Origin of the sequence: Stenotrophomonas sp. CFBP8980 (assembly GCF_034046095.1) — a bacterium.
GTDB lineage: Bacteria > Pseudomonadota > Gammaproteobacteria > Xanthomonadales > Xanthomonadaceae > Stenotrophomonas > Stenotrophomonas lacuserhaii.
Genome location: NZ_JAXCXF010000005.1, coordinates 151,595 through 164,666, shown reverse-complemented (window position 1 = coordinate 164,666; position 13,072 = coordinate 151,595). Strand labels below are relative to the sequence as shown.

Sequence of the window (13,072 nt, the reverse complement as noted above, 5' to 3'; positions counted from 1 at the left end):
CCTCCCTCGTGTCCCATCCGCGCAGGCTGGCTTTGGTGCTGCTGTCGCTGGCCTATCCGCCGCTGATGTACCTGGCGATGGGCCGGTTCGAGCCGCGCTGGCTGTCGCTGCTGTTGTTCGCGGTGGCGCTGCTGCGCGCGCTGGGCACGCGCGAACGGCTGTGGATCTGGTCGGCGGCCGGCACCGGCGTGTTGGCCGTGGTGGCCCTGCTGGGCAATGAAGCGCTGCCGCTGAAACTGTATCCGGCGCTGGTCAATGCGGTGCTGCTGGTGTTCTTCCTGGTCAGCCTGCGCCATCCCCCGACCGTGGTCGAGCGCTTCGCACGCCTGCAGGATCCACAGTTGCCGCCGTTCGCCATCGTCTACACGCGCCAGGTCACCCAGGTCTGGTGTGGCTTCTTCGTGCTCAATGGCAGCCTGGCGCTGGCCACTGCGCTGTGGGCCTCAGATGCTACGTGGGCGCTGTACAACGGCCTGCTGGCCTATCTGCTGATGGGCCTGCTGCATGCCGGGGAATGGACCGTGCGGCGCCGGGTGAAGGCAGCGCATGGCCATGTCTGAGTGGATCCCGCTGCACCTGCTGCTGCAGTCCGCACGGCCTGGCCGCACGGTCGGCGCGCTCGACGGCGCAGCGCTGGACCACGCCGGGCTGCTGGCACGGGCACGCCGCTGGCAGGCTGCGTTCGCGGCCGCCGAAGGGCGTGACTGGGCGCTCTACTTCAACGACAGCCTGGCCTTCGCCGCCGCGTTGCTGGGGGCGTGGGCGGCCGGCAAGCGGGTCCACCTGCCGGGCGACGACCTGCCCGGTACGTTGCAGGCGCTGCGACCGCATGTGGACGGCTTCGTCGGCGATGTCGATGCGTGCTGGCAGCCTCTGCACGCGGCACTGCCCACTGACATTCCCCCCACCGGCGTCGTGCTGGATCCACACGCCTGCCGGCTGGTGGTGTTCACCTCCGGCAGCACCGGCCAGCCGGCCGCGATCGAAAAACGCCTGGACCAGCTGGCCAGCGAAGTCGAGGCACTGCAGCAGGCCTTCGGCGCGCTGCTGGCCGGTGCGCAGGTGCAGGGAACGGTCTCCCACCAGCACATCTACGGCCTGCTGTTCCGCGTGCTGTGGCCGCTGGCAGCGGGCCGGGCGATCCAGCCACGGCGTTTCTTCCATGAAGACCTGGTAGCCGCGCTGGCCGCCGCACCCAGTGTGCTGGTGGCCACGCCGGCGCACCTGAAACGACTGCCGCCGCAGCTGGACTGGGCCGCCGCGCGCGGCCAGTTGCGCGCGGTGTTTTCCTCCGGCGGGCCGCTGCCGGCACAGGCCGCCGCGGACGTGCGCGAGATGCTCGGCATCGCGCCGATCGAAGTGTTCGGCAGCAGCGAAACCGGTGGCATCGCCTGGCGCCGTTGCGCGGATGACGCCCCCGCGTGGCAGCCGTTGCCCGGCGTACAGTGGCGCATCGACGACGGCCAGCTGGCGGTGGCATCGGCCCATCTTGCGCAGGGCGGCTGGTGGCGCAGCGAAGACCGTGCCGAAGCCAGTGCTGGCGGCGGCTTCCGCCTGCTCGGGCGGGCCGACCGCATCGTCAAGATCGAAGAGCGCCGGGTTTCGCTGGGGGCGCTGGAGCAGGCCCTGTGCCGCGATGCGGGCGTGGCCGAAGCGCAGGTGCTGGTGCTGCCGGGTACGCGCGAGCAGCTGGCCGCGGTGATCGTGCCGGGTGACCCGGCGTTGGCGCACGCCGGTGATGCCGAGCGGCGTGCTTTCATCGGTCGTCTCACCGCGTTGTTGGCACAGGGCCATGACGCGGTGACCCGGCCGCGGCGCTGGCGGCTGGTTGCCGCACTGCCCGTCAATGCCCAGGGCAAACCGACCCAGGCACTGCTGCAGGCGCTGTTCCAGAAAACGCTTCCGTCACCGCAGTGGCTTGCGCGCGATGCCGCCACGGCACGGGTGCAGCTTGTACTGGAGCCCGACCTGGGCGCCTTCGAGGGTCATTTCCCCGAAGTCGCCGTGCTGCCGGGCGTGGCCCAGCTGGACTGGGCGATCCGCCTGGGCCGCGAGGCATTCGACTTGCCACCCCGCTTCCTGCGCATGGATGCGCTGAAGTTCCACCACGTTGCGCGCCCGCACGACGTGCTCATGCTGCAGCTGGACTGGGACGCGGCGCGCGGCGTGCTGGGATTTCGGTTCAGCTCCGATCACGGCATCCACGCCAGTGGCAAAGTACTGTTCGCCGATGCCGATTGATTCCCTGGTTCCCGCCGCCGAGTACGCCCTGCTGGTCGTGGTACCGGTCTATGACCATGAGCACGCCATCGCCGAGGTGGTCGCCGGAATCCGCGCTGCGGGACTGCCGTGCCTGCTGGTGGACGACGGATCGCACGCGGACTGCGCGGCCGCGCTGGCCGGGCTGGCACGGCAGCCGGGCGTCGGCCTGCTGCGGCTGCAACACAACCAGGGCAAGGGCGGGGCGATGCTGGCCGGCTTCAGCGAAGCCGCGCGCCTGGGCTACACCCACGTGCTGCAGATCGACGCCGATGGCCAGCATGACACCACCGAGCTGGGCCGTTTCGCCGCGCTGTCGCGCGAGTGTCCGGATGCGGTCATCTGCGGTATCCCGGCCTACGATGAAACCGTGCCGAAGATCCGCCTCTACGGCCGCTATGGCACCCATGTGTGGGTCTGGATCAACACCCTGTCGCTGCACCTGCGCGACTCGATGTGCGGCTTCCGGGTCTATCCGTTGGCACCGGTGCTGCAGGTGATGGCCGAGGAAACCATCGGCCGGCGAATGGATTTCGACACCGAGATCCTGGTGCGTCTGTACTGGCGCGAGGTGCCGGTGCATCACCTCGCCACGCCGGTCACGTACCCGAAGGACGGCGTCTCGCACTTCGATGTGTGGCGCGACAACCTGCGCATCAGCGGCATGCACGCGCGGCTGTTCGGGGGAATGCTGCGGCGAGCTCCTCGATTGCTGCGGCGGCGCCTGCGGGGGCTGCCCTGATGGCCGCCCGTCCCGGCCCTGCCGCGCCGCACTGGGCGGACATCGGCGAGCGCACGTCGGTACGCGGCGTACTGGTCCTGTGCTGGATCCACCGCTGGTTCGGGCGCTGGCCGTACCGGGTGTGCGCCTGGCCGGCGGTGGCCTGCCACTGGCTGGGCAACGGCCTGGCGCGCCGCGCCTCGCTGCAGTACCTGCAGCGGTTGCAGGCGCACAGCGGGGCACTGGGGCGCGCGCCGAACTGGCTGGACAGCCTGCGTCACTTCGCGCTGTTCGGTGACACCATGCTGGACAAGCTGCTGGCGCTGGGACGGCGCTACCCGCCGCAGCGCCTGCAGCTGCACGACAACGACGCGTTGCAGCGCATTGGTCGCGCGCAGGGCGGGGTGTTCCTGACCGCACATGTCGGCTGCCTGGAGCTGTGCCAGGTGCTGGCGGAAAAAGTCCCGGGCCTGCATCTCACCGTGCTGGTCCACACCAAGCACGCGCAGCGCTTCAACAGCCTGCTGGCACGGCTGGATCCGCTGGCGTCGGTGGAGCTGGTGCAGGTGACCGAGGTAGGGCCGGCGATGGCGATGACGCTCGGCCAGCGGGTTGCCGCTGGCGGCTTCGTGGCGATCGTCGGCGACCGCGTGCCGGTGCACAGCGAGCGCGTGGTGCATGCCGGTTTCCTCGGCCATCGCGCGCCGTTCCCGGTGGGCGGCTATGTGCTCGCCGCCGCGCTGGCCTGCCCGGTGTACACGCTGTCCTGCCTGCACCAGGGCGACGGTTACCGGGTCCGCTTCGATCTGTTCGACGAACGCATCGTGCTGCCACGCGGTGCCCGCGAGGGCGCCCTGCAGGACTGCGCGCAACGCTATGCCGCATGGCTGGAACAGCAGGTGACTCAATCGCCGCTGGACTGGTTCAACTTCTTTCCGTTCTGGGACCAGGCCGCCGATGCCGAATGACCCGCTTCCCCCCTGCCGCTTCGGCGCCGGTCCGCTGAGCATCGAAGATGTCGTCGCGCTGTCCGACCGCCGCGCGCTGGCCGTGCTTGACGATGCGCCGGCGTTCCGCGCCCGCATCCAGCGCGGCGCGGATTTCCTTGACCGCCTGCTGCGCGAAGACGGCGTGGTCTACGGGGTGACCACCGGTTACGGGGATTCCTGCACCACGGTGATCCCGCCTTCGCTGGTAGCCGAACTGCCGCACCATCTGTACACCTACCATGGCTGCGGGCTGGGTCGTTTCCTCGATGCACAGGAAACGCGCGCGGTGCTGGCGGCGCGGCTGGCCTCGTTGTCGCAGGGCATGTCCGGCACCAGCGTAGCGCTGCTCGAAGGCCTCGCCACCCTGCTGCAGCATGACGTGCTGCCGCGCATCCCGGCGGAGGGCTCGGTGGGTGCAAGCGGCGACCTGACCCCGCTGTCCTATGTGGCGGCGGTGCTGTGCGGTGAGCGCGAGGTGCTGTTCGAAGGCAGTGTGCAGTCCGCCGCCGAGGTGCTGCCGCGGGTAGGCATGCAGCCGTTGCGGCTGCGGCCGAAGGAAGGCCTGGCGCTGATGAATGGCACGGCGGTGATGACCGGCCTGGCCTCCCTGGCCTGGCAGCGCGCGGATTACCTGTGCCGCCTGGCCACGCGCCTGACCGCCTTCAACGTGCTGGCCAGCGATGGCAACGCGCACCATTTCGACGAAACGCTGTTCGCCGCCAAGCCGCACCCGGGCCAGGCGCGCATCGCCGCGCGGCTGCGTGCCGACCTGCACAGCGATCGCCCGCCGCGCAACGAACAGCGCCTGCAGGATCGTTACTCGCTGCGCTGCGCCCCGCATGTCATCGGCGTACTGGAAGACACCCTGCCGTTCCTGCGCCAGTTGATCGAGACCGAGCTCAACAGCGCCAACGACAACCCGCTCATCGACCCGGACGAAGAACGCGTCCTGCACGGCGGGCACTTCTACGGCGGGCATATCGCACTGGCCATGGACACGCTGAAGAATACCGTGGCCAACCTGGCCGACCTGTTGGATCGCCAGCTGGCGCTGCTGGTGGATGCGCGCTACAGCCACGGCCTGCCGGCCAACCTGTCCGCTGCGACCGGTTCGCGCGCGGCCATCAACCACGGCCTGAAGGCGCTGCAGATCAGCGTCTCGGCGTGGACCGCCGAGGCGCTGAAGAACACCCTGCCGGCGTCGGTGTTCTCGCGTTCCACCGAATGCCACAACCAGGACAAGGTCAGCATGGGCACCATCGCCGCGCGTGACTGCCTGCGGGTGATCGAACTTACCGAACAGGTGGTTGCCGGCATGCTGATCGCCGCGCGCCAGGCGGTGGCCCTGCGCCAGCGCGTGGGCCTGCAGGCGCAGCTGCAGGGCGGGCTGGCCACGATGCACGATGACATCAGCCAGCGCATCGCACTGATCGAGGAAGACCGCGCGCTGGATGGCGAGCTGCGGCAACTGCTGCAGGACATCCGCAGCCGTCAGTGGGAGCTGTATCCCGATGCATGAGATGGTCGAAGAGATCACCCTGGCGCCCGCCTTCCACGACTGCGACCCGATGCAGGTGGTCTGGCATGGAAACTATTTCAAGTACTTCGAGATCGCGCGCTGCGCGCTGCTGCAGCGTTACGGCTACGACTATCCGCAGATGCAGGAATCGGGCTATCTGTGGCCGGTGGTGGATGCACGGGTCAAGTACGTGCGCCCGCTGCGTTTCCAGCAGCAGGTGCGGGTGGTGGCGCGCATCGTCGAATGGGAAAATCGTTTGAAGATCAGCTACGAAATCTTCGACGTCGGCAGCGGTGAGCGGCTGACCCGTGCGCACACCGTGCAGGTGGCCGTCGATGCCGCCAGCGGTGAAATGCAGTACCTGTGCCCGCCGATCCTGTGGCAGAAACTCGGAGTTCCCGCGCCATGAAATCCCGCCATGTCCTGCGCCTGCTGGCGCTGTCCGGCCTGCTGGTCGTTTCGTTCGTTGCCAGCGCCGCCGAGGACGCGGTGCAGGCGATCGCCCGCGATGTCGCACGGCCGGCGGTGCTGCGCGGCGAGTTCAGCCAGGAAAAGCAGGTCGCCGGCTTCCGCAACCCGCTGCGTTCGCAGGGCCGCTTCGTGGTGGCGCGCGAGCGCGGGGTGATCTGGACCACGCTGAAACCGTTCCCGTCGGAGATGGTGATCACTGCCGAGCGCATCCTCAGCCGACAGCCCGACGGCAGTACCCGGGTCGAACTGGATGCACGCGAACAGCCTGCCATGCGCTCGGTCAACGCGATCCTGTTCGCGCTGATGAGCGGCGACGTGCAGGCGCTGTCCGGCCAGTTCACGGTGGATGCGCAACGCGATGCGAAGGGCTGGACCCTGTCGCTGACACCCAGGTCGCCGATGCTGGCCAAGGCGTTCAGCGCGCTGCAGCTGCGGGGTGACCGCTACGTCCGCCAGGTCGACATCGTGGAGGCCAGCAAGGACCGCACCCGCCTCACCTTCAGCGCCCTCACCGAGGCACCGCCCACGCTGGCGGCGGACGAGGCGGCACGCCTTGACTGATCGCGGACCGTTGGCTGATACCCCCCATCGCGGCTGGCGCTGGCTGGCCCTTGTCTGGCTGCTGGTGTTGCTGGGGCTGGGCGTGCAGCAGGCCCTGCAGTGGCGGCAGCATGCGCCGATCGATACCGATATCCTCGCGCTGCTGCCGCAGGACGCGCAGGACCGTCTGCTGTCCGATGTAACCCGGCGCATCGCCGATGCGAACTCGCGTGACGTGGTGGTGCTGCTGGGCAGTGCGGAGGCGGCCGCCACGCTGCGCGCGCAGGCGGCCTTCGCCGATGCGATGGCAGGCGATACCGATGCCGCGCTGCTGCAGCCGGCCGCTGCACTCGACGGATGGTTCGATGAGGCACGCACGTTCTACGCGCCGTACCGTGACCGCCTGTTGACCCCCGCACAGCGCGACACGCTGCAGCACACCGCGCCGGATACGTTGGCGCAACAGGCGTTGGCCCAGTTGTACGGCCCCATGGGCGGACCACGGCTGACCGCCTGGCTGCAGGATCCGCTGGGCCTGTGGCCGGCATGGTGGCAGCAGCAGGCGAAGGCGGCGGGGTTGCGACTGGGCGAAGACGGCCTGCTGCAGGCGGAAGGAAAGCAGTGGGCGGTGCTGCGCTTCGATACCCGCGATTCGGCCTTCAAGCTCGATGGCGAGGCGCACATCGGCGCGCTGCTGGAACGCGCGGGGCAGGCCGCGACGAACGCCACACCGGGGGTGGAGATCCTGCAGGCAGGCGTGCCGCTGCATGCCGAAGCCGCGGCCGTGCAGGCCAACCGCGAGATCAACACCATTGGCTGGGGCTCGTTGGCCGCGGTGCTGCTGCTGGTGTGGCTGGCATTCCGTTCGCTGCGCCCGATCCTGCTGGTGGCGATGTCGCTGCTGGTCGGCTGTGGCGTGGCGTTGGCCGTGACCGTGCTGGTGTTCGGCAAGGTGCATCTGTTGACGCTTGTCTTCGGTGCCTCGCTGGTGGGCGTGGCCGAAGACTATGGCATCCACTGGTTCGCCTCGCGCCAGGCAGCGCCGCGGCAGAGTCGCTGGTCCCTGCTGCGCCATCTGCTGCCCGGCCTGTGGCTGGCGCTTCTGACCAGCGCCCTGGCCTATCTGGCGCTGGCCATCACCCCGTTCCCCGGGCTGCGCCAGATGGCACTGTTCTCGGTGGTTGGGCTGGCAGCCGCGTTCGTCACCGTGATCCTGTGGTTCCCGTGGCTGGATGGTGGAACGGTGCGACAGACCCGCTTCTCGCACTGGCTGGGCAACACGCTGCAGCGTTGGCCGCGGCTGCGCGGCCGGTCGCTGGGCGGTGTGATCGCGGCCCTGCTGCTGTTCTCCGCAGGCGGCATGCTGTTCCTGCACGTGGACGACGACCTGCGCAGCCTGCAGTCTTCGCCACCGGCGCTGATGGAACAGCAGATCCGCGTTTCGCGCCTGCTCGGCATGCCCAGCCCGGCGCAGTTCTTCCTGGTGCAGGGCGCCGATGCCGGCCAGCTGCTGCAGCGCGAAGAAGCCTTGACCGCGCGGCTTCGCGCACTGGAGGGCGAGGGCCGCATCGGCAGCCACCGCGCGCTGAGTGACTGGTTGCCGTCTCCGGCGCAGCAGGATGCCGATGCCCGGCTGGCCGCGCAGGCCGAGTCGGCCGTGCTGCAGGCGGTCGGCGCGGTCAGTGGCGAGGTGCTGCAGCGACCGGCATTCGCCAGCACCCCGATCGACCTGCAGGCCTTCCTCGCTTCGCCGGCCTCGGCACCGTTCCGTCCGTTGTGGATCGGTGCACTGGGCGAGGGCGTGGCCAGCGTGGTGCTGGTCGATGACCTGTCACAGCCACGTGCGTTGGCCGACCTCGACCAGGCCGGCGCCGGTCTGCCCGGCGTGCGCTGGGTCGACCGCACCGCCGATTTCTCGCGCCTGCTGGGGCATTACCGCAAGCTGATGAGCGGCATGCTGCTGGCAGGTATCGCGCTGGTGTTCGCCGCGTTGTGGTGGCGCTACCGCCGTGATGCCTGGCGGGTGATCGTGCCGACCCTGCTGGCCGGCAGCCTGACCCTCGCGGTGCTGGCCCTGCTTGGCTATCCGTTGCAGTTGTTCAACGTGCTGGCGCTCATGCTGCTGCTGGGCATGGGCATCGACTACGGCATCTTCCTGCTGGAACACCGCGGCGACCCCAGCGCCTGGGTCGCAGTGTGCGTGGGTGCGGCCAGTACCTGGCTCTCGTTCGGCCTGCTCGGCCTGTCCGATACGCCGGCGCTGCGGGCCTTCGGCATGACCCTGCTGCTCGGCATCGGGCTGGTATGGCTGCTGTCGCCGCTGTTCCGCCCCGCGCCCCCTTCAACGACAGGAACCCCGTGACATGAGCCGTCTCCTGCCCGTGATCCTGCTCACCTTGCTACTTGCCGCCTGTGCCGGCCGGCCGGCGCGGACCGATGCGGCGCTACCGCCGCTGCGCCTGTCACCGGCCAGCCTGCAGGGAACGCTCGCTTTGCAGCAGCATCTGCATTTCCGCTTCGGTCGCGCCGAACGCGACCTGGATGCGCTGCTTGAAGCCGATGCCGACCGGGTGCAGCTGCTGGTGCAGGCAATGGGCCAGACCGGCTTCCGCGTGCAGTGGGATGGCCGGAACCTGCAGGAGCAGCGCGCTGCCTGGTTGCCCAGGCAGGTACGTGCCGACCGCGTGCTGGACGATCTGCAGTTCGCGCTGTGGCCGACCACGGCGATCGCCGCGGTGCTGACCGACGGATGGCAGGTGGTCGACGATGGCCGCGTGCGCCGGCTGCAGCGTGGCGGGGTCGAGGCTCTGCGGCTGCAGCGCAACGACGATGGCAGCCTGCAGCTGGACAACCGCATCGAAGGCTATTCGCTGACCATCCGTTCGGTGCCCACCGGCGAGGAAGCCCCGTGAGCGCGCCGATTTTCCTCAACGACATGGGCATCGTCTGCGCGCTCGGCGCCGGCCGCGCGCCCGTCGCCGCCGGCCTGTTCGCCGACCACCCCGGTGGGCTGAGCGACTGCGACGACGTGCTGCCCGGACGCACCCTGGCGCTGGGTCGGGTGCACGCCACGCTGCCGGATCTGTCCGCGCTGCCCACCGCGCTGCGGGGCCGCAACAATGCCTTGCTGGACCTTGCGCTGGAACAGATCGCCCCCGCCGTACAGTCCGCCATCGAGCGTTACGGTGCCGGGCGGGTCGCGGTGGTGATCGGCACCAGCACCTCCGGCATCGGCGAAACCGAGCCGGCCCTGCGTGCGCGCGAGGAGAGCGGTCGCTGGCCGGACAGCTTCGCCTATGGCCAGCAGGAAATGGGCAGCGCGGCGGCATTCGTACGGCATCGCAGCGGTGCAACGGGACCGGCGTGGACGCTGTCCACTGCCTGCTCTTCAGGTGCCAAGGCGATGGCTTCGGCGGCGCGCCTGCTGCGCGCCGGCATCGTGGACGCGGTGATCGCCGGCGGTGCCGATTCGCTGTGCCGCTTCACCGTGGCCGGTTTCAATGCGCTGGAATCGATCTCCACCACCCGCTGCCTGCCGTTCTCGGCAACGCGGGCGGGCATCAACATCGGCGAAGGGGCCGCGCTGTTCCTGCTGACCCGCGAGCCGGGCCCGGTACAGCTCGCCGGCTGGGGCGAAAGCTCGGACGCCCACCACATGTCCGCCCCTGAACCGAGCGGTGCCGGTGCCATCGCCGCCATGCGCGAGGCGCTGCAGCGCGCCGGCTGGGCAGCGACGGACGTGGACTACATCAACCTGCATGGCACGGCCACCCGCCACAACGATGCGATGGAATCGCGTGCGGTGCATGCCGTGCTGGGCGGGCAGGTGGCGGCCAGTTCCACCAAGCCGTTGACCGGCCACGCACTGGGCGCGTCCGGGGCGATCGAAGCGGCGCTGTGCTGGATCGCGCTCGCCGAAAATCCGGCAGGCCGCCTGCCGCCGCACTGGTGGGATGGCCAGCCTGATCCGGAGCTGCCCGCGCTGGCCCTGGTGGCCCCGGGCACGGTGGCGGTCGCCTCCCTGCAGCGCGTCCTCAGCAGCTCGTTCGCCTTTGGTGGCAGCAATGCCGTGCTGGCCCTGCAGCGGACGCCCGGCGCATGAGGATCCATCCGATCGAAAACGTGGTGCCGCACCGTGGCAGCGCCCTGCTGCTGGACCAGGTGCTGCGCTGGGACGAGGACAGCATCGAGGTGGCGCTGGTGGTGCCGGCCTCGGGCCTGTTCAACCAGGCAGGCGGCGTGCCTGCGTGGATCGGCATCGAGTACATGGCGCAGGCCATCGCGGCGTGGGCGGGCTGCCGTGCGCGGCGTGACGGGCGCCCGCCGCAGATCGGTTTCCTGCTTGGCAGTCGCCGCTACAGCAGCCAGGTTTCCGTGTTCCCGGCGGGTACCGCGCTGGTGGTCCACGCGCGGCGCGAGCTGATGGGTGACAATGGCCTGGGCCTGTTCGCCTGCCGTATCAGTGCAGGCAGCGAAACATGGGTGGACGCCAACGTTTCGGTGTTCGAACCGGCCGATGCGCAGGCTTACCTGGAGAGTGGAAACGCATGACAGCCAATCTTGCCGTGCTGGTGACCGGTGCAAGCCGCGGCATCGGCCGCGCGATCGCCCTGCGCGCGGCCCGCGACGGCTTCGACGTGGCGGTGCACTGCCGAAGCCGCATCGACGAAGCGCAGGCCGTGGTCGCGGAGATCATCGCGATGGGCCGGCAGTCGCGCGTACTCGCCTTCGACATCAGGGACCGCGCCGCCGCGCGCACCGCGCTGGAAGTGGACGTGGCCGCCCATGGCGCGTACTACGGCGTGGTGTGCAATGCCGGCATCGCCCGCGACGGCGCCTTCCCGGCGCTCAGCGAAGCGGACTGGGACCAGGTGCTGCATACCAACCTGGATGGGTTCTACAACGTGCTGCACCCGCTGGTGATGCCGATGGTGCGGCGCCGCCAGCCGGGGCGCATCGTCACCCTGGCCTCCGTGTCCGGGCTGATCGGCAACCGCGGCCAGGTCAACTACAGCGCCGCCAAGGCCGGCATCATCGGCGCCACCAAGGCGCTGGCGCTGGAACTGGCCAGTCGCCGGATCACCGTCAACTGCGTAGCCCCCGGGCTGGTCGATACCGAGATGCTGGACGCTGCGGTGGTCGAGCACGCGCTCAAGCTGGTCCCCGCCGGCCGTGTCGGCACGCCGGATGAAGTGGCCGCGGCGGTATCGTTCCTGCTGTCGGCCGATGCCGGTTACATCACCCGCCAGGTGATATCGGTCAACGGAGGCCTGGCCTGATGCAGCGCGAAGGACGCCGCGTGGTGGTGACCGGTGCAGCGGCGATCAGCCCGCTGGGCCAGGACTGGCCCAGCATCCACGCGCGCCTGCGTTCGTTGCGCAACGCCGTGCGCGCGATGCCGGAATGGGATGTCTACGAAGGGCTGAACACCCGGCTGGCCGCGCCCGCCGAAGCCTTCGAGCTGCCTGCGCACTACAACCGCAAGACCACCCGTTCGATGGGGCGCGTGGCGCTGATGGCCGTGCGTGCCAGCGAACTGGCGCTGCAGCAGGCCGGCCTGCTCGACCATCCGGTGCTGCACGGTGGACGCACCGGGGTGTCCTATGGGTCGTCCGCAGGCAGCCACGAGGCGATCAGTGAGTTCGGCCGCATGCTCAACAGCTTCACCACCGCCGGCATCACCGCCACCACCTACCTGAAGATGATGAGCCATACCGCACCGGTCAACATCGGGGTGTTCTTCGGCCTGAGCGGGCGCATCCACACGACCTCCAGCGCGTGCACGTCCGGCAGCCAGGGCATCGGCGAAGCCTACGAAACGATCCGCGCCGGCCGGCAGACGGTGATGCTGGCCGGTGGCGCCGAGCAGCTGGACGCCACGGCGGCCGCCGTGTTCGACACCCTGTATGCCACCAGCGTGCGCAATGACGCGCCGCAGACCACGCCGCGCCCGTTCGATGCCGGCCGCGATGGGCTGGTGCTGGGTGAAGGTGCCTGCACCCTGGTGCTGGAAGAGCGCCAGCATGCGCTGGAGCGCGGAGCGCCTATCCTGGCCGAAGTACGCGGCTACGGCAGCAACAGCGACGGCCAGCACGTGACCCAGCCGAGCAGCCCGACCATGGCGCGCGCCATGCAGCTGGCGCTGGAAGACGCCGGTCTGGCGCCGTCGCAGATCGGTTACATCAACGCCCATGGCACGGCCACCGACCATGGTGACATCGCTGAAAGCCAGGCCACGGCCGCGGTGTTCGGGGCCGGCGTGCCGATCAGTTCGCTGAAGGGCTACGTCGGCCACATGCTGGGTGCCTGCGGCGCGTTCGAAGCCTGGCTGAGCATTGAGATGATGCGCGCGGGCTGGTTCGCCCCCACCTTGAACCTGGACCAGGTGGACCCGCGCTGCGCTCCGTTGGACCATGTCCGCGGACAAGGACGCATGCTGCAGGTCGACCATGTGATGAGCAACAATTTCGCCTTCGGCGGGATCAACACTTCGCTCGTGTTTGCCCGTCATCCGCTGGCGGAAGACTGAACCGCGTCCTGACATTGATGAACTTCGTGTCGGGAAACAACGCG

The 13,072-nt window shown here is 69.5% G+C and carries 13 protein-coding genes; all 13 read left to right on the top strand.

Annotated features, from left to right (window positions below; genetic code table 11):
• Positions 1-8 precede the first annotated feature (8 nt).
• Genes SOM47_RS12475 through SOM47_RS12415 form a run of 13 tightly spaced genes read left to right on the top strand, consistent with a single transcriptional unit; the run spans position 9 to position 13,028 of the window.
• Entirely contained in the window at positions 9-560 is a 552-nt protein-coding gene (locus tag SOM47_RS12475; RefSeq protein ID WP_320505764.1) for a COG4648 family protein, read from the top strand.
• The gene (locus SOM47_RS12470; protein WP_320505763.1) at positions 553-2,241 is read left to right on the top strand and encodes an ApeI family dehydratase; all 1,689 of its coding nucleotides are present in this window, start codon (positions 553-555) and stop codon (positions 2,239-2,241) included. Before SOM47_RS12475 ends, SOM47_RS12470 begins: the two co-directional genes overlap by 8 nt.
• Positions 2,231-3,001, top strand: a complete 771-nt coding sequence (locus SOM47_RS12465; protein ID WP_320505762.1) for a glycosyltransferase family 2 protein — start codon at positions 2,231-2,233, stop codon at positions 2,999-3,001. Before SOM47_RS12470 ends, SOM47_RS12465 begins: the two co-directional genes overlap by 11 nt.
• Positions 3,001-3,948, top strand: coding sequence for a lysophospholipid acyltransferase family protein (locus SOM47_RS12460; RefSeq protein ID WP_320505761.1), 948 nt, complete (start codon positions 3,001-3,003; stop codon positions 3,946-3,948). Before SOM47_RS12465 ends, SOM47_RS12460 begins: the two co-directional genes overlap by 1 nt.
• Positions 3,938-5,488, top strand: coding sequence for an HAL/PAL/TAL family ammonia-lyase (locus SOM47_RS12455; RefSeq protein WP_320505760.1), 1,551 nt, complete (start codon positions 3,938-3,940; stop codon positions 5,486-5,488). Before SOM47_RS12460 ends, SOM47_RS12455 begins: the two co-directional genes overlap by 11 nt.
• Positions 5,481-5,897 (top strand): acyl-CoA thioesterase, encoded by a 417-nt coding sequence (locus SOM47_RS12450; RefSeq protein WP_414715799.1) that lies wholly within the window; start codon positions 5,481-5,483, stop codon positions 5,895-5,897. Before SOM47_RS12455 ends, SOM47_RS12450 begins: the two co-directional genes overlap by 8 nt.
• Entirely contained in the window at positions 5,894-6,520 is a 627-nt protein-coding gene (apeL, locus tag SOM47_RS12445; RefSeq protein ID WP_320505759.1) for an ApeL family LolA-like protein, read from the top strand. The genes SOM47_RS12450 and apeL overlap by 4 nt, the downstream gene beginning before the upstream one ends.
• A gap of 10 nt (positions 6,521-6,530) precedes the next feature.
• Complete coding sequence (apeM, locus tag SOM47_RS12440) at positions 6,531-8,861, top strand: ApeM family transporter (RefSeq protein ID WP_320505758.1); 2,331 nt, start codon at positions 6,531-6,533, stop codon at positions 8,859-8,861.
• 1 nt (position 8,862) lies between these two features.
• Positions 8,863-9,411 carry an ApeN family LolB-like membrane protein gene (gene apeN / locus SOM47_RS12435; protein WP_320505757.1) on the top strand — a complete coding sequence of 183 codons (549 nt, stop codon included), beginning with the start codon at positions 8,863-8,865 and terminating at the stop codon, positions 9,409-9,411.
• Positions 9,408-10,601 carry a beta-ketoacyl-[acyl-carrier-protein] synthase family protein gene (locus SOM47_RS12430; RefSeq protein WP_320505756.1) on the top strand — a complete coding sequence of 398 codons (1,194 nt, stop codon included), beginning with the start codon at positions 9,408-9,410 and terminating at the stop codon, positions 10,599-10,601. The genes apeN and SOM47_RS12430 overlap by 4 nt, the downstream gene beginning before the upstream one ends.
• The gene (locus SOM47_RS12425; protein WP_320505755.1) at positions 10,598-11,050 is read left to right on the top strand and encodes a hotdog family protein; all 453 of its coding nucleotides are present in this window, start codon (positions 10,598-10,600) and stop codon (positions 11,048-11,050) included. Before SOM47_RS12430 ends, SOM47_RS12425 begins: the two co-directional genes overlap by 4 nt.
• Positions 11,047-11,778, top strand: coding sequence for a 3-ketoacyl-ACP reductase FabG2 (locus SOM47_RS12420; RefSeq protein WP_320505754.1), 732 nt, complete (start codon positions 11,047-11,049; stop codon positions 11,776-11,778). Before SOM47_RS12425 ends, SOM47_RS12420 begins: the two co-directional genes overlap by 4 nt.
• Positions 11,778-13,028, top strand: coding sequence for a beta-ketoacyl-ACP synthase (locus tag SOM47_RS12415; protein ID WP_042612455.1), 1,251 nt, complete (start codon positions 11,778-11,780; stop codon positions 13,026-13,028). Before SOM47_RS12420 ends, SOM47_RS12415 begins: the two co-directional genes overlap by 1 nt.
• Positions 13,029-13,072 lie beyond the last annotated feature (44 nt).

What these genes read in the sequence shown, in the direction of transcription:
- SOM47_RS12415 (WP_042612455.1), top strand. Translation starts at nt 11,778, where the DNA reads ATGCAGCGCGAAGGACGCCGCGTGGTGGTGACCGGTGCAGCGGCGATC.
- SOM47_RS12450 (WP_414715799.1), top strand. Translation starts at nt 5,481, where the DNA reads ATGCATGAGATGGTCGAAGAGATCACCCTGGCGCCCGCCTTCCACGAC.
- SOM47_RS12420 (WP_320505754.1), top strand. Translation starts at nt 11,047, where the DNA reads ATGACAGCCAATCTTGCCGTGCTGGTGACCGGTGCAAGCCGCGGCATC.
- apeL (WP_320505759.1), top strand. Translation starts at nt 5,894, where the DNA reads ATGAAATCCCGCCATGTCCTGCGCCTGCTGGCGCTGTCCGGCCTGCTG.
- SOM47_RS12425 (WP_320505755.1), top strand. Translation starts at nt 10,598, where the DNA reads ATGAGGATCCATCCGATCGAAAACGTGGTGCCGCACCGTGGCAGCGCC.
- SOM47_RS12465 (WP_320505762.1), top strand. Translation starts at nt 2,231, where the DNA reads ATGCCGATTGATTCCCTGGTTCCCGCCGCCGAGTACGCCCTGCTGGTC.
- apeN (WP_320505757.1), top strand. Translation starts at nt 8,863, where the DNA reads ATGAGCCGTCTCCTGCCCGTGATCCTGCTCACCTTGCTACTTGCCGCC.
- SOM47_RS12455 (WP_320505760.1), top strand. Translation starts at nt 3,938, where the DNA reads ATGCCGAATGACCCGCTTCCCCCCTGCCGCTTCGGCGCCGGTCCGCTG.
- SOM47_RS12470 (WP_320505763.1), top strand. Translation starts at nt 553, where the DNA reads ATGTCTGAGTGGATCCCGCTGCACCTGCTGCTGCAGTCCGCACGGCCT.
- SOM47_RS12460 (WP_320505761.1), top strand. Translation starts at nt 3,001, where the DNA reads ATGGCCGCCCGTCCCGGCCCTGCCGCGCCGCACTGGGCGGACATCGGC.